At 72.7% G+C, this 14,725-nt stretch carries 16 protein-coding genes and 1 pseudogene; 12 read left to right on the top strand and 5 right to left on the bottom strand.

What is annotated here, in order from left to right; genetic code table 11:
* Positions 1-84: 84 nt before the first annotated feature.
* Positions 85-753, bottom strand: coding sequence for a GntR family transcriptional regulator (locus CP984_RS37230; protein ID WP_003986525.1), 669 nt, complete (start codon positions 751-753; stop codon positions 85-87).
* Positions 754-857: 104 nt separating this feature from the next.
* Positions 858-1,502 carry a hypothetical protein gene (locus CP984_RS37225; RefSeq protein ID WP_129820915.1) on the bottom strand — a complete coding sequence of 215 codons (645 nt, stop codon included), beginning with the start codon at positions 1,500-1,502 and terminating at the stop codon, positions 858-860.
* A gap of 383 nt (positions 1,503-1,885) precedes the next feature.
* On the opposite strand from CP984_RS37225, the gene CP984_RS37220 reads away from it, so the two are divergent.
* The 5 genes from CP984_RS37220 to CP984_RS37200 all read left to right on the top strand — a co-directional run bounded on the left by CP984_RS37220 (position 1,886) and on the right by CP984_RS37200 (position 5,512).
* On the top strand, positions 1,886-2,521 hold the full coding sequence (locus tag CP984_RS37220; RefSeq protein WP_003986527.1) for an ATP-dependent Clp protease proteolytic subunit: 636 nt from the start codon (positions 1,886-1,888) through the stop codon (positions 2,519-2,521).
* Positions 2,522-2,527: 6 nt separating this feature from the next.
* Positions 2,528-2,833: a hypothetical protein gene (locus CP984_RS37215; RefSeq protein WP_003986528.1), complete on the top strand. Its 306-nt coding sequence runs from the start codon at positions 2,528-2,530 to the stop codon at positions 2,831-2,833.
* Between the two features lie 688 nt (positions 2,834-3,521).
* Entirely contained in the window at positions 3,522-3,995 is a 474-nt protein-coding gene (locus tag CP984_RS37210; RefSeq protein ID WP_003986529.1) for a C40 family peptidase, read from the top strand.
* A gap of 185 nt (positions 3,996-4,180) precedes the next feature.
* The gene (locus tag CP984_RS37205; RefSeq protein WP_003986530.1) at positions 4,181-4,753 is read left to right on the top strand and encodes a DUF6328 family protein; all 573 of its coding nucleotides are present in this window, start codon (positions 4,181-4,183) and stop codon (positions 4,751-4,753) included.
* A 180-nt stretch (positions 4,754-4,933) separates the two neighbouring features.
* Positions 4,934-5,512: a hypothetical protein gene (locus CP984_RS37200; RefSeq protein WP_086026296.1), complete on the top strand. Its 579-nt coding sequence runs from the start codon at positions 4,934-4,936 to the stop codon at positions 5,510-5,512.
* A 24-nt stretch (positions 5,513-5,536) separates the two neighbouring features.
* On the opposite strand, the gene CP984_RS37195 is transcribed toward CP984_RS37200, so the two are convergent.
* Complete coding sequence (locus CP984_RS37195; protein WP_030177698.1) at positions 5,537-5,965, bottom strand: ATP-binding protein; 429 nt, start codon at positions 5,963-5,965, stop codon at positions 5,537-5,539.
* 301 nt (positions 5,966-6,266) lie between these two features.
* Here CP984_RS37195 and CP984_RS37190 point away from each other — a divergent pair, with 301 nt between their 5' ends.
* Positions 6,267-7,151 carry a helix-turn-helix domain-containing protein gene (locus CP984_RS37190; protein ID WP_003985692.1) on the top strand — a complete coding sequence of 295 codons (885 nt, stop codon included), beginning with the start codon at positions 6,267-6,269 and terminating at the stop codon, positions 7,149-7,151.
* 9 nt (positions 7,152-7,160) lie between these two features.
* Positions 7,161-7,397 (top strand): DUF397 domain-containing protein, encoded by a 237-nt coding sequence (locus CP984_RS37185; protein WP_003985693.1) that lies wholly within the window; start codon positions 7,161-7,163, stop codon positions 7,395-7,397.
* Positions 7,398-7,456: 59 nt separating this feature from the next.
* Here CP984_RS37185 and CP984_RS37180 read toward each other — a convergent pair whose 3' ends face one another.
* A complete protein-coding gene (locus CP984_RS37180) occupies positions 7,457-8,698 on the bottom strand; it encodes an 8-amino-7-oxononanoate synthase (protein ID WP_003985694.1) in 1,242 nt (413 codons plus the stop codon).
* Positions 8,699-8,844: 146 nt separating this feature from the next.
* Between CP984_RS37180 and bioB the strand changes: the two genes are divergently transcribed.
* The 5 genes from bioB to CP984_RS37155 all read left to right on the top strand — a co-directional run bounded on the left by bioB (position 8,845) and on the right by CP984_RS37155 (position 14,318).
* Positions 8,845-10,038 (top strand): biotin synthase BioB, encoded by a 1,194-nt coding sequence (bioB, locus tag CP984_RS37175; protein ID WP_003985696.1) that lies wholly within the window; start codon positions 8,845-8,847, stop codon positions 10,036-10,038.
* Positions 10,031-11,341: an adenosylmethionine--8-amino-7-oxononanoate transaminase gene (locus CP984_RS37170; protein ID WP_003985697.1), complete on the top strand. Its 1,311-nt coding sequence runs from the start codon at positions 10,031-10,033 to the stop codon at positions 11,339-11,341. The genes bioB and CP984_RS37170 overlap by 8 nt, the downstream gene beginning before the upstream one ends.
* A gap of 51 nt (positions 11,342-11,392) precedes the next feature.
* Positions 11,393-12,079: a dethiobiotin synthase gene (bioD, locus tag CP984_RS37165; protein WP_003985699.1), complete on the top strand. Its 687-nt coding sequence runs from the start codon at positions 11,393-11,395 to the stop codon at positions 12,077-12,079.
* A 119-nt stretch (positions 12,080-12,198) separates the two neighbouring features.
* Positions 12,199-12,858 carry a class I SAM-dependent methyltransferase gene (locus CP984_RS37160; protein WP_003985700.1) on the top strand — a complete coding sequence of 220 codons (660 nt, stop codon included), beginning with the start codon at positions 12,199-12,201 and terminating at the stop codon, positions 12,856-12,858.
* A gap of 200 nt (positions 12,859-13,058) precedes the next feature.
* A complete protein-coding gene (locus CP984_RS37155) occupies positions 13,059-14,318 on the top strand; it encodes an alpha/beta hydrolase family protein (RefSeq protein ID WP_032921891.1) in 1,260 nt (419 codons plus the stop codon).
* Here CP984_RS37155 and CP984_RS37150 read toward each other — a convergent pair.
* Positions 14,305-14,681, bottom strand: a pseudogene (locus tag CP984_RS37150) (dihydrofolate reductase family protein); the annotation flags it as partial. The gene CP984_RS37155 and the pseudogene CP984_RS37150 sit on opposite strands and share 14 nt — an antisense overlap.
* Between the last annotated feature and the right edge of the window lie 44 nt (positions 14,682-14,725).

Here is a 14,725-nt window from a genome sequence, read left to right as displayed (position 1 = left end):
TGGGGGACTTCGGCCGAAACATACTGAAACGAGGAACCCTGCCCGGGCATCGGGCCGCCCTTCGGCCGCCTGACGGCCGCCGGATCAAGCGCTCGTCACGCCACCCGCGCGCGCCCAGTGGTCGTCGACACATTGCAGCGCGCGCTGCCGGTCGCCTGCCGCACACGCGGCAAGCAGGTCGTCCCAGACGTTCCCGGGCTCGGCCGGCAACGGGATGTCGAGATGCTGCGCCCGCTGCCATACGGGGGCGAGCCGGGAGACGGCGTCATACAGGAACCGGTTGCGGCAGGCGTGGACGAAGACACTCCACAGCGCGCGCTCTGCAGCGCCGGCTTCCACCGCATTCCGGTGGGCGGCTGCGCGGGCGTACGCGGCAGCGGAGTTACGGAGGGCGTCGAGGCCGTCCTCGGTGAGCGGCCATGGCGCGGTGAGCAGCGCGGTGCGGTACAGGCCGTGCAGGACGGCCGCGGCGTGCCCGCGGGTGGCGGCGTCGGCCGTCGTCACCCGTACCGTGTCCGGCCCCGCGTACTCGACGAGCCGCTGCGAGGCGAGTTGGAGCAATGCCTCCCGGAGCGGGGCGAGGGGGGCGCCGAGATGCGTGGCGAGGCTCGCCTCCTCGTGCTCCTGGCCGGGCGCCAGAGTGCCGTTGACGAGCGCTTCGGTCAGCGCGCCGTGGATGCGTTCCCGCAGCGCGTGCCGGTCGTCGGTGGCGGCCTTCGGCGGCAGGGGTGACAGGTGGGACAAGTCAGGCATCGGGCGTCCTCTGCGGGGCGTCGCGGCGTACAGCGGCCATTCTGCACGCCGTCACCCGGGCGGGCTCCGGCCGGGCGCGGCGGCCGGAGCCTCCCGTACGTGGCTCAGCGGCCGGACGTACCGCGCTTGCAGAGGTTGTGGACCTTGCCATCGATGTCGTCCACGGAGAACATGTCGCAGCCGCCACGCCGGTTGGAGAAGATGTAACGCTGCTTGAGCTGCGGGTGCAGCGGGTTGCCCAGCGAGACGAACTGGAAGGCGTGGCCGCGGTGCCCGGCCCTCTCCAGCTGGTCGTAGGCGCGGGCCGGCGTCAGCCGCGGCCCCCTGATCGGGGCGTTGTCCAACCACACGCCCCGGCCCGGATGCGGCCTCTCGATGGCACCGCCGAGTACGGCGTCGATGTACACGCCCTGGACCGCCCGGGCTCCTCTGTGGCGGGGCGGCACTTCGTAGATGAACCGCCAGTGGTCCACCTTCGCCATGTTCGTGGTGGGGCCGCCCGGCGCGTGCCCGAACGCGGACACCAGCCGCGCGCCGGGATAGACGGCGCGCGCCCTGTGGGTCGCCCGGCCGTAGCTGAGGCGCCACGAGGCATGGGCCCGGTCGTCGACCTGGTGACGGGCCGGCCTCTCGTGGGTGGCGGAGGGACCGCTCGCCGGCGGGACGGGGGCAGCGGCGGAAGTGGTGACGCTGCCGAGGGCGGCGGTCGCGGTGAGGGCCGCGGCTCCCAGAAGGACGCGTATGCGCATGGTGCGGTTCTCCCTGTCGAGGGGGTCGGGGTACTCCCAGGGCAGCCGATGCTCGGCCAGGACGCACGGCCGGTGCGGGCATTCGCGTGACACAAGGAAAGCGGGCGGTCACTCCGGGCTTACGGCGGCAACGGGGACGTACGGGGCGGCCCGGGAACGCCGCGAGGCCGGGCCGCGCCGAGGTGACAGGCGCAGACACCTCACGGGCAGTCAGTTCGCCCGCAGTTCAGAGCCGCTGACGCACCATGAGCCGTTTCGCTCTCAGCGAGCGCCCGGCACTTCCCCCCCGACAGCCATTGCCTTCGGCACCGGAACCGTGCTCCCATCAAGCCCTACGTACGTTCTGTACATTTTTTACAGATGGACAGCGAAGAGGAGTCCCCATGAACCGCCCCGAGGCCCGATATGTCCTCCCGGAGTTCACCGAGCGCACCTCCTACGGGGCCCGGACCATGGCCCCGTACTCCAAGCTGCTCAGCGAGCGGATCGTCTTCCTCGGCACACCGATCGACGACACCGCGGCCAACGACGTGATCGCGCAGCTCATGCACCTCGACTACGACGCGCCCGACCGGGACATCTCGCTCTACATCAATTCGCCCGGCGGTTCGTTCACCGCGATGACCGCGATCTACGACTCGATGCAGTTCGTGGGCTGCGACGTCGAAACCATCTGCCTGGGGCAGGCGGCCTCCGCCGCCGCGGTGCTGCTGGCGGCCGGCACGCCCGGCAAGCGCCTCGCCCTGCCGGGCGCCCGGATCCTCATCCACCAGCCCTCGTTCGGCGAACCGGTGCAGGGCCGGACCGACGACCTGCGCATCCAGGCCGACGAACTGCTGCGCACCCGCGCGCTGCTGGAGGAACTGCTGGCGAAGCACACCGGCCGGCCCGTCGAGCAGATCACCGAAGACCTCGAACGCGACAAGATCCTCGACGCCGCGGCCGCCGTCGAGTACGGACTGATCGACGGACTCACCCGCAGCCGCAAGCCGCGCTCCGCGGCGCCCGGCGCGAGGTGAGCCGGGATGCTGCCACCCGAACTGCCGCCGCTGCCCGCACTGACCCGTGCCGAGGGTGAGTTCATCGACAGCTACTTGGCGGTCCTGGACCTGCTGGGCCGGATCAATCCGGCACGCGGCACGGACACCTACGGCGGGCTGCGCGCCGCACAGGCCCTGGTCGGCAAGTCCATCGCCCTGCGGGACGCGTTGACGCTGATGCACGACCGGGGCGAGAAAGAGGTGCACTCCGGCACGCTGGCGCAGGCCCTGCGCGTCCTGGACGGCGAACGCCGCGCGCGGCTCGTTTCCGTACCCCCGGCGCGTAGCTGACCCGCGCCTTCACCGCGCGACCGGCGCACGGAGTTGACGTCGCGCCGCGCGCACCCGGAGGGCGCTCGTACGGGGGTCGGGCGCCCTCCCCCCTGCCATCAGCCGCCTTTTGGGACCCTTCCATCCCAACAGGAACGCGCCGGACGGGAGCGACAGAGCAGGACAGGAGGCGCCGGAGCACCCCAAGAGCACAGGAACATGCCGACACGGAGCCCGATCGGGCTCGCCCGAACGGCGTAGCCGCGGGGTCGCGCTCTGCGTCACACCGCTTGCGCGGCATGCGTACGCGTCGCCCGGAACGCCAGGTTCCGGGCCTGGTACACGGGTCCTCACCCTTCTCGGCGTCCCCGCGAAACACCCACTGTCCACCCGAACAGCGCAGACGTGACCAACCTCACATATCATTGTTTCTGCTCGGAATCCGGGCGTCGGTTGCGCAACGATCGCTGCGACGACAAGCCCCCGCCACCGCGGTGGGGCGGTCCGGACGGACGCCCAATCCTGCCGCCGTACCGGATGTCCGGTCGATGCGCCTGGATCGGCAGGAGCGGAGGACCCGAGCACGACGGGACCGGCGGCCACCGCGGCCGCACGGGCCCTTGGGGTGAAGTCGCCACCGCGACCGGGCATCTTCGCCTGCCCGAACCCGACAGGTACTCCTTCGTCGGCGGCTGACGAAGGGTTGCGCATGAGTGCGCGTACCACCATGTCCCCCCTGCTGGTGCGAGCCGGACTGGTGTCCGCCGTCGCGCTGGCCACGGTCGGCGGAACACTGGTCGTACCGGGAGCCTCGGCGGACGCCGAAGCCGCGTCGAGTTCGGCGGCGGCACTGCGGATAGCCGCCTCCAAGAAGGGCTCGCCGTACAAGTACGGGGCCACCGGGCCGTACCGTTTCGACTGCTCGGGGCTGACGCTGTACTCGTTCAAACGGGCCGGCAAGCGGCTGCCACGCACCGCGGCGGCCCAGTACAACCGCACCCGGCACCTGTCCGCGTCCGCGCGCCGCCTCGGCGACCTGGTCTTCTTCCACTCGCGCCGAGGGGTGTACCACGTGGGCATCTACGCGGGCAACGGCAAGATCTGGCACGCGCCCAAGCCGGGCACCGTGGTGCGCCTGGAGCGCATCTGGTCGCGCAGCGTCTCGTACGGCAGAGTCCGCTGACGCGGCCGTACCGAGCTGTCCTGTAGACGGCCTGCAACTGTCCTGAAACAGCGTGCGTACGGGACCGGGTGCGCCCCGGGCCCCGTACCGGGGTACGCGCCCCGGCACCCGTACGCGCGTCAGGGCACCCGTACACACATGAGCGCGTCAGGAATGTTCAACGCGTCGGTGGATACCCGGACACAATGGCCCCCCTCACCGAAGACGACCGGAACGCATCGCCCCGATCGCACCAGCCGTCCGGATCCGACCGGTACGCCGTGTGCGCGGACCGCAACGAGACGCCTTTGGAGCGCTACGACCGCAATTTCGGCGAACTGCTCCAGGAACTGCGCGTCCTGCAGACCGGGGTGCAGATCCTGTTCGCGTTTTTGCTGACGCTGGCCTTCACCCCGCGCTTCGTGTCCCTGGACACCACGCAACGTGCCTTCTACGTCGGTACGTTGCTGTTGGCCGTGCTGGCGACGCTGCTGCTCACGGCGCCGGCGGCGGTGCACCGGGTGCTGTTCCGGCGGCGCGCGAAGAGGCTGGTCGTGGAGGTCTCGGCGCGTCTGACGGCGGCCGGCATGGCGGTGCTCGCGCTGGCGCTGGCCGGTGCCGTACTGCTCGTGGTCGACGTCGTGCTGGGGCGCGGCGCGGGCGTGACGGCGGGGGCCGTGACGCTGGTGACGTGCGCCGGCCTGTGGGCGCTGCTGCCGCGCGTACTGGGGCACCGGAACGGGCACATCAAGCCGGCGGTGCGCGACTCGTCCTCCTGAGCCGTCCGGCTCGGAGAACCCCCGTGGTCCCCCGGGAGGCCGCCGGACACCGCGCGGTGGAAATCTTTTGTGACCTGGTCGTCCTTGCTTTGGCGACGGCGAACCGATGGAGTCTCCTTAGCACGTGAGGAGACCCATGCACACGCACCTGCCCCAGCCCCCGCACACCGGGACCGACTCGTGAACCTGCGCGGACTGCTGCGCCGCCGCTCCCCCGCCGCCCCCTGCCCGGCCTGCGGCAGCACGGACGTGCTGTGGGAGGACGAGGGGGTCTACGGCGCCGGCGAACTCCTGTGGTGGTGCGCCTCCTGCCTGCACCAGTGGCATCCGGGCGATCTCGCGGGCGGGGAAGCGGTGGACGGCGCTCCCGTACCGGGCGGTCCTGTGCCAGGTGCTCCCGTACAGGGCGGTCCCGCGCCTTCTGCGGCACCCGTACCCCCGCCGCCGTTCGCGCCTCCCCCGCCACCCACGGTCCCGCCCGCGCCTGCCGCTCCTCCCGTCACCGCGGCTTCGGCCGTGCCCCCGGTCGCCGCGGCGCCGCCCGCCCCCGGACCGGCCACCGTCGCCGAACGCGTCATGTACGCGGCCGGGCTCACGCCGCTCGTCCCCTGCCCCGGTGCCTACGAGCCGTGGCCGTGCCGCTGTTCCCGCTGCGGGCGGGAGAGCAGTCCTACGTACCGGCAGGTGCGGGACGAGGGCGTGGGCTGTGCGTGCGGCGGGGGCCGGCGCCGCAGGCCGCGCTTCCTCGCCAAGCCGTGAGGTGCCGCGGGGCGGGCCGGGCCGCTACGGAAGGAACAGCTTCCACGGCAGCGTGATCCACACCGTCTTGCCCCCGGCTTGCGTCGGCTCGACCGTCAGCTGCCCGCCGGACTCCGCCGTGAGGAAACGGACGATCACCATGCCGCGCCCGTTGTCCTGCTGGACGGCCGCCGGCAGCCGCTTCGGCCAGCGCGGATGGTCGTCGGTGACACCGATGCGCAGCCGCTCGTCGCGGTCGAGCCGGACATCGATGGTGAAGGCCGGGGACCGGCCGAAGGTGTGCTGCACGGCGTTGGTGGCCAGCTCCGAGACCATCAGGCGCACGGTGTCGGCCGTCTCCGTGCGGTCCGGCAGGCCCCATTCGGCGAGGACGCCCGTGACGTACCTGCGGGCCTCGGCGACCGAAGCCGGTGTGCTGGGCAGAGTGAGTGAGGATTCCTGGTGGTCTGCCATCGCGACCCGTCCCTTTCCCACCGAGGCTCGGCTCCGGCCCGCCGCCGGAGGAAGCCGCCAACGCTTTCCGGTCTTTTCGGCACCCTCGTCTCCGGCCTCGGACCGCTGCTGTGCGCCAGACTGCCACTCCTGCTGCGACTGTGACGGGTCATCCACCAAGATGTGCATATATCTGTCGCCCGAAGCAGTGAACTCTGCTACGCGAGACCGTATTTGCGCGGCACACTGTCGGATCGGAATCGGCCACCGGGGCCGGGTGCGCGCACGGGGTGGCCTCGCGGAACGGGACGGAGGAACAGGCATGGGGCACGGGCCCGTGGTACGCCGTCGCAAGCTGGGCGCCGAATTGCGGCGTCAGCGGGCGCTCGCCGGACTCACCAGCGACGAGGCGGCCCGCCGGGCGGGATGGCACCAGTCAAAGGTCAGCCGCATCGAGACCGGTCGCAGCGGGGTGAAACCGGGCGACGTCGAACTGCTGCTGGACGTGTACGGCGTCCGGGACGCGGAGCTGCGCGCCCTGCTGGCGGCGCTGTGCGGGGGCGGCGCGCAGGACGGTACCGCCCGGCGGGGCTGGTGGCACACCCACCGGGACCTGTTGCCGCCGGAGTACCGGGACTTCATCAGCCTGGAGTTCGGGGCGTCGCGGGCGCGCACGCTGGAGACGACGGTGGTGCCGGGGCTGCTCCAGACGGCGGACTACGCGCGGACGGTGACCCGCGCGACGCTGTCGGACCTGCCCGCGCGGCAGGTCGACGAGCTGGTGGAGGTGCGCATGGCCCGCCAGGAGGTGCTGCGGGGCGCGCGGCCGCTGGAGCTGTGGGCGGTACTGGACGAGGCGGTGCTGCGGCGGGAGATCGCCTCGCCCCGGGTGATGGCCGCGCAGCTCCGTCACATTCTGGACATGGGGCAATTGCCGCATGTGCGACTACAGGTGCTGCCCTTCGCGGCCGGTGTGCACATCGGCATCACCGGCCCTTTCGTTATCTTCTCCTTTCCGCTCACTTCTGACTTGGATGTGGTTGTTCTCGACCACTTGACGAGTAGCCTCTACTTGGAACGTAAAGAGGACCTCAGGGCGTACAGCGATGCGTTCGACACGCTGCGGGGGCGCGCCCTCTCCTGCGAGAAGTCAGCGGAATTCATCGCCCGGGCCGCCGATACCTCATGGGCCGGCACCGGCGTCTGAGGAGGCACCATGTCAGTCCCGTCCGGGCACGCCCGGCCCCGCACCGTCCGGCCCGGCCTCCGATGGCGGCGCAGCAGCCGCAGCACCGGGATGAACAACTGCGTCGAGACGGCCCGCATCGGCCCCGGACTGCTCGCGGTGCGCGACTCGAAGAACACCGCGGGCCCGGCCCTGCTGTTCACCTCCGCCGCCTGGACGTCCTTCGTCGGCGGGCTGGCCGACCACCGCTTCACCAAGGTGGGGTGAAACGGGCCCGCGAAGTGAGGTGAACCGGCCCGCCGTACGAAACCGGCGGCCAACCCCTCTCAGGCGCCCGGCGCGGTCCGCAGGATCGTGCGGACCGCTTCCCGCGTCTGCCGCGCGGTCAGGTCCGCGCGGGCGGTCAGCCGGAGCCGGGAGATGCCGTCGGGTACGGACGGCGGGCGGAAGCAGCCGACCAGGAGGCCCGCTTCGCGGCAGTCCGCGGCCCACCGGACGGCCTGTTCCGGCGAGGGCGCCCGTACGGACACCACGGCGGCGTCCGGGCGGGCGACCGTCAGCCCGGCCTCGGTGAGCCGCTGGTGCAGTTCGTCCGCCACCTCGCGGGCCCGGCTCGCGCGCTCCGGCTCGCGGCGCAGCAAGCGCAGCGCTGTACGGGCCCCGCCGGCCGCCGCGGGGGCCAGCCCGGTGTCGAAGATGAACGTCCGCGCGGTGTTGACCAGGTGCTCGATGACCCGGGCCGGTCCGAGGACCACGCCCCCCTGGCTGCCGAGGGACTTCGACAGGGTCGCGGTGGCGACCACGTCCGCGTCCCCGGCCAGCCCGGCCGCGTGCAGCGTGCCGCGCCCTCCGTCGCCGAGCACGCCCAGCCCGTGCGCGTCGTCGACGAGCAGGGCCGCGCCGTGCGCCCGGCAGCCGTCGGCGAGGGACCGCAGCGGCGCGGCGTCGCCGTCCACCGAGAAGACTGCGTCGGTGACGGCGAGTGCCGGGCCGTCGTGCCCGTCCAGGGTCTTGCGTACCGCGTCGGGGTCGGCGTGCGGGACCACCACGGTGCGGGCCCTGGCGAGCCGGCAGCCGTCGATGAGTGAGGCGTGGTTGCCCGCGTCCGAGACGATGAGGCCGCCGGGGCCGCCGAGGGCGGTGACGGCGGCGAGGTTGGCGGCGTAGCCGGAGGACAGTACGAGGGCGGCCTCGAAGCCGCAGAAGTCGGCGAGTTCGGCCTCCAGGCGGGCGTGCAGCTCGGTGCTGCCGGACACCAGGCGCGAGCCGGTGGCGCCCGCGCCCCAGCGGTGCGCGGCCTGCGCGGCGCCGCGGGTGACCTCCGGATGCCGCGCCAGGCCGAGGTAGTCGTTGCTCGCCAGGTCCAGCAGGGGCGACTCGACCGGCCGGGGCCGGAGGGTACGGACGAGACCCGCCCGGCGGCGCTGTTCGCGGGCCGCGTCGATCCAGCCGAAGGCGGCGGTCCGCGCGCCGGCGCCGCGGCGGTCCGCGACCGGTTCCACCGGCGCGTCGTAGGGCGGTGGCGGCCCGCCGCGGGGCGCCGGCGGAACGGGGTCGTCCTGGTGCATCGGTTTCCTTCGCGTTTGTGGGCTGTCGATAGACGTTAGCGGTCGTTACAGGGTCCTACGGTGTGGCCATGCACACACCCCTGAAGAGCGCCCTTGTTGGGTTCCTCCATGGTCGCGGACGGTGGCCGTACGCCAGGATCAGCGCCATGGATCTGCTGACAACGCTGGTGGACAAGGGGCTGCGGCGCGAATCGCCGACCCGCGAAGAGGCGCTCGCCGTGCTGGCGACGTCCGACGACGACCTGCTCGACGTGGTGGCCGCGGCCGGAAAGGTGCGCCGCCGGTGGTTCGGGCGGCGGGTGAAGCTGAACTACCTCGTCAACCTGAAGTCCGGGCTGTGCCCGGAGGACTGCTCGTACTGTTCGCAGCGGCTCGGGTCCAAGGCGGAGATCCTCAAGTACACCTGGCTCAAGCCGGAGGAGGCGTCCGAGGCCGCCGCGGCCGGGGTGGCCGGCGGCGCCAAGCGGGTGTGCATCGTGGCCAGCGGCCGGGGCCCGACGGACCGTGACGTGGACCGGGTGTCGGCGACGATCGCCGCCATCAAGGAGCAGAACGAGGGCGTCGAGGTGTGCGCGTGCCTGGGCCTGCTCTCGGAAGGGCAGGCGGCCCGGCTGCGGGCCGCGGGCGCGGACGCCTACAACCACAACCTCAACACCTCCGAGGCCACCTACGGGGACATCACCACCACCCACACCTACGCCGACCGGGTCGACACGGTGCAGCAGGCGCAGGCGGCGGGCCTGTCCGCCTGTTCCGGGCTGATCGCGGGCATGGGCGAGAGCGACGCGGACCTGGTGGACGTGGTCTTCGCGCTGCGCGAGCTGGACCCGGACTCGGTTCCGGTGAACTTCCTGATCCCGTTCGAGGGAACCCCGCTGGCCAAGGAGTGGAACCTCACGCCCCAGCGCGCGCTGCGCATTCTGGCGATGGTCCGCTTCGTCTGCCCTGACGTGGAGGTACGGCTGGCCGGCGGCCGCGAGGTGCACCTGCGCTCGCTCCAGCCGCTCGCCCTGCACCTGGCCAACTCCATCTTCCTCGGTGACTATCTGACCAGCGAGGGCCAGGCCGGCAAGGACGACCTGGCGATGATCGCGGACGCGGGCTTCGAGGTCGAGGGCACGGACACCACCACGCTGCCGGAGCACCGCGCGGACGCGCTCGCGGGCGGCGGCTGCGGCGGGCACGGGGGCGGCGGCTGCGGGCCGTGCGGTGACGGCGACGCCGCGCCGGAAACAGTCGCGGAGGAAGGCGCCGACGCGTCGGCCGCCGGTAAGGCCCGTACGGACCTGGTCACCGTGCGCCGCCGGGGCGCGGGTACGGAGCTGCCGCCGAATGCCTGAGCCCGACCGGCTGACCGCCGCCGAACTGCGGGCGCTCGACCGGCAGCACGTCTGGCACCCGTACGGCCCGATGCCCGGCCGCGCCGACCCGCTGGTCGTCGCGTCGGCATCCGGCGTACGACTGCGCCTGACCGAACCCGTAGAGGGCCGGACCGAATTGGTGGACGGAATGTCCTCCTGGTGGTCGGCGGTGCACGGCTACAACCACCCCGTGCTCAACGACGCCGCGCGCGGCCAGCTGGACCGGATGAGCCATGTGATGTTCGGCGGGCTCACCCACGAGCCCGCCGTACGGCTCGCCGCCCGGCTGGTGGAGATCTCCCCGGACGGCCTGGAGCACGTCTTCCTCGCCGACTCCGGATCGGTGTCGGTCGAGGTCGCCGTGAAGATGTGCCTCCAGTACTGGCGCTCGGTCGGCCGGCCCCGTAAGCAGCGGCTGATGACCTGGCGCGGCGGCTACCACGGCGACACCTGGCAGCCGATGTCGGTGTGCGACCCGGAGGGCGGCATGCACGGGCTGTGGCAGGGCGCCCTGCCACAGCAGCTGTTCGCCGACGCGCCGCCGCCGGGCTTCGACGCCCCGCCGGACCCGGCCTACGAGGCGCACCTGCGCGACCTCATCGCCCGGCACGCCGACGAGCTTGCGGCGGTCATCGTGGAGCCGGTGGTCCAGGGCGCGGGCGGCATGTCCTTCCACTCCCCCGCCTATCTGCGGGTGCTGCGCGAGGCGTGCGACGAACACGGCGTTCTGCTCGTTCTTGACGAGATCGCCACCGGTTTCGGCCGTACGGGATCGCTGTTCGCCGCCGGGCACGCGGGCGTCACGCCCGATGTGATGTGCGTGGGCAAGGCGCTGACCGGCGGGTATCTCACCATGGCGGCGACGCTGTGCACGGCGGCGGTGGCGGACGGGATCTCCCGGGGCGAGGTGCCGGTGCTCGCGCACGGCCCGACCTTCATGGGCAACCCGCTGGCCGCCGCGGTCGCCAACGCCTCCGTGGACCTGCTGTTGTCCCAGGACTGGGCCCGCGAGGTCAAGCGGATCGAGGCCGGTCTGCGCGACGGGCTCGCCGGTGCCGCGGCCCTCGAAGGCGTACGGGACGTACGGGTCCTGGGCGCGATCGGCGTCGTCCAGCTCGACCACGAGGTGGACATGGCGTCCGCGACCCGGGCGGCGGCCCGGGAGGGCGTCTGGCTGCGCCCGTTCCGCGACCTGGTGTACACGATGCCGCCGTACATCACCGGGGACGAGGACGTCGCGCGGATCTGCGCGGCGGTGTGCGCGGTGGCCCGGGAGAGCTGAGGGGCGCCCACCACGGCGACGACAACCTCTACGACAGGAGAAGAACCACTCATGCCGGTGCTGTTCGTTACCGGAACCTGCACGGAGATCGGGAAGACCGTGACCACGGCGGCGCTCGCCGCCACGGCGCTCGGTCAGGACCGTTCCGTTGCGGTGCTCAAACCCGCCCAGACCGGTGTCGCCGCGCACGAGCCCGGTGACACCGCGGAGGTCGTACGGCTCGCGGGCCCCGGCGTCACCGCGGCCGAACTGGCCCGCTATCCCGAGCCGTTGGCCCCCGCGACGGCCGCGCGCCGGGCCGGGCTGCCGCCGGTGCGCCCCGAGGAGATCGCCGAGGCCGCGGCCAAACTGGCGGCCTCGCACGACCTCGTCCTGGTCGAGGGCGCGGGCGGCCTGCTCGTACGGTTCGACGACGAGGGCTCGACCCTCGCCGACGCGGCGCGCCTGGCCGAATCCCCCGTACTGGTGGTGGCGCAGGCCGGGCTGGGGGCGCTCAACGCGGTGGCGCTGACGGCGCTCGCCCTGCGTTCGTACGGCATCGAGTCGCCGGGCATCGTCGTCGGCAGCTGGCCCGCGCGGCCCGGCCTCGCCGCCCGCTGCAATCTCGACGACTTCCCCGAGGCGGCCGGCGCGCCGCTCCTGGGCCGTATTCCGGAGGGAGCGGGAGGCCTGCCGCCAGAGGAGTTCCGTACGCGAGCACCGGGCTGGCTGGCGCCCGCACTCGGCGGCACCGCGTAATCCGCCGCCCGGCGCGCCCCGTGAGCCCGCACCCCGCATCGCGCTCCCACGGTGGTACCGCGGCACGGCATTGACGGACACTCGAACCGGCGAACGTCGTCCGGTGAAGGGACCCAGCCATGCCAGACCGCAGGACAGCCGAGCGGGCCATCGTGCACCACCCGGTCTTCGCCCACTGGTACGCGTGCTTCGCGGACCACCGCGCCGGGCTCGCGGGCCTGCGGCGCGAGATGCTGGCCGGGCTCTCGGGCCGGGTGATCGAGATCGGCGCGGGTACGGGGGCGAACTTCGCCCACTACCCCCGCAGCGTGGCGGAGGTGGTGGCGATCGAGCCGGAACGCACGTTGCGGCGCCGGGCGCTGACCGAGGCGGCCCGCGCCGGGATACCGGTGGACGTCGTACCGGCCACCGCGGAGGCACTGCCGGTCAAGAGCGAGGCGTTCGACGCCGCGGTGGTGTCGCTGGTGCTGTGCTCGGTACGCGACGTGCAGCGCTCGCTGTCCGAACTGCGGCGGGTGCTGCGGCCGGGCGGCGAACTTCGCTACCTCGAACACGGACGCTCCCGGAGGCGCGGCCCCGCCGCGGTGCAGCAGGCCCTGGACCGTACGGTGTGGCCGCTGCTCATGGGCAACTGTCATCTGGCACGCGACCCGCTGGACGAGATCCGGGCCGCGGGCTTCACGATCGGGCCGTACCGGCGGGGCCGGCTGCTGCGGCGCGACCCGGGTCCCGCTCTGCCGTGGACGGTGGTGGGGGTGGCGCGGCGGGCGGAGGAGTAGGGGGTGGGGTGGCGCCCGGTCCCCGCGGGTCTCTGGCGTGGCGGATCCTGGGCGCGGCCCCGAGGAGGCCCGGCGTCGGATGCGCTGCGGGACGCGACCAAAGTCGCAGCCCGGCGTCATCTTTAGTGGGCACATCGGCCGCCGAAGACCAACCCACGGGCTGACGCGCCGGGCCGGTACCGGAACCTACCGTCATACGCATGATCAGACGTCCGCGGACAGTCGCTGCCCTCGCCTTGACCATCGCACTCAGTCTCCCGCTGCCGCTCGCCGCCACGGCCGGTACGGCACTGGCCGCACCGTCGGCCACGGCATCCGCCGCCCCGCCCGCCACCGGCACCAAGGCCGCCGCGCGGCTGCAACTGCCCGCGCCCACCGGGCCGTACGCGGTCGGCCGCAGCACCCTGCCGCTCACCGACCACAGCCGCCCCGACCCCTGGGTGCCGACGGCGAAGGCCCGCGAGTTGATGGTCGACATGTACTACCCGGCCCGCCGCGGGACGGGCACGCCGGCGCAGTACGCCACCACCGATGAGATCCGCGCGCTGCTCAAACAGGCGGGCCTTGAAGGCAAGGTGGAGCCCGAGAGGCTGAGCGACACGGCTGTCCACAGTCGCACGGGAGCCCGCCCGGCGGCCGGGAAGTATCCGCTGCTCGTCCTCTCCCCCGGTTTCGGCGCCTCCCGCTACTCCCTCACCAGCCTCGCCGAAGACCTCGCCAGTCGCGGATATGTCGTCGCCACCGTCGATCACGCCTACGAGAGCATAGGAACGACGTTCCCCGGCGGCCGGACACTGACCTGCGCGGCCTGCGAGAAGGTGTACGGCACGGAGGGCGGCACCCGGTACGCCACGCAAGGCCGGGCCAAGGACGTCGCGTTCGTCCTGGACCAGCTCACCGGCCGCCACCCCGCCTGGCGCTACGCGCACCTGATCGACGGCAGGCGCATAGGCATGGCCGGCCATTCGCTGGGCGGTGCGAGCGCCGCTTCCGCCATGGCGGGCGACCACCGTATACGGGCGGGCCTCAACCTGGACGGCGCGTTCGGAGACCCCGTACCGGCCGACGGCCTCGGCTCCCGCCCCTTCCTGATGCTGGGCACGGACGACGGAGTCCACCGCCCCGGCGGCCGGGACAAGACCTGGGATCTGGCGTGGAGCCGCCTGGACGGGTGGAAGCGCTGGCTGACGGTCGCGGGCGCCGACCACTACAGCTTCAGCGACGCTCCCGTCCTCGGCGACCAACTCGGCTTCCCGGTCACCGGAGCGGGCCCCTCCGCCCCGCGGCCCGCCCTGTCCGGCGAACGCTCGGCCGCCCTCACCCGGTCCTATGTGGCCGCCTTCTTCGACCTGCACCTGCGCCACATACCCCAGCCGCTGCTCGACGGACCAGGCCAGGACTACCCGGAGGTGACATTCAACGACCCCACGGGCGCCCGTACGGCGCTCAGCGCCGGGTGAAGCGGGTGATCGTGACGTCGTTGGCGAAGGAGGTGCGCTCGGCCACCGCGAAGAGGGTGGGGTCGAACTCCCCGTCGAACACCGGGATTCCGGCCCCCGCGACCACCGGATAGCTCTTGATGATCAGTTCGTCGATCTCCGGCAGCAGCACACCGGCGAGCCGCCCGCCCTCGCACAGCCAGATGTCCCGCCCCTCCTCCCGTGCGCGAGGGTGCTCGACACCACGTACTGGCGCAGGTGCGCGTACGGGCTGGTGAGGCCCGCGTCCAGCGCGGGGCGGTAGGTGCCGAGGCCCATCACCACCGTGTCGAAGCGGAGGTTGGGCGCGTCGGCCAGACCGTGGGCCGATGCGGCCGTCGAGGGTGACGGCGATGTAGTAGACCAGCTTGCGCACATAAGGACTCCGC

Source organism: Streptomyces rimosus, from assembly GCF_008704655.1.
GTDB classification, from domain to species: domain Bacteria; phylum Actinomycetota; class Actinomycetes; order Streptomycetales; family Streptomycetaceae; genus Streptomyces; species Streptomyces rimosus.
The sequence above is the reverse complement of the archived record's forward strand: the minus strand, read 5'-3'. Positions and strand labels throughout refer to the sequence as shown.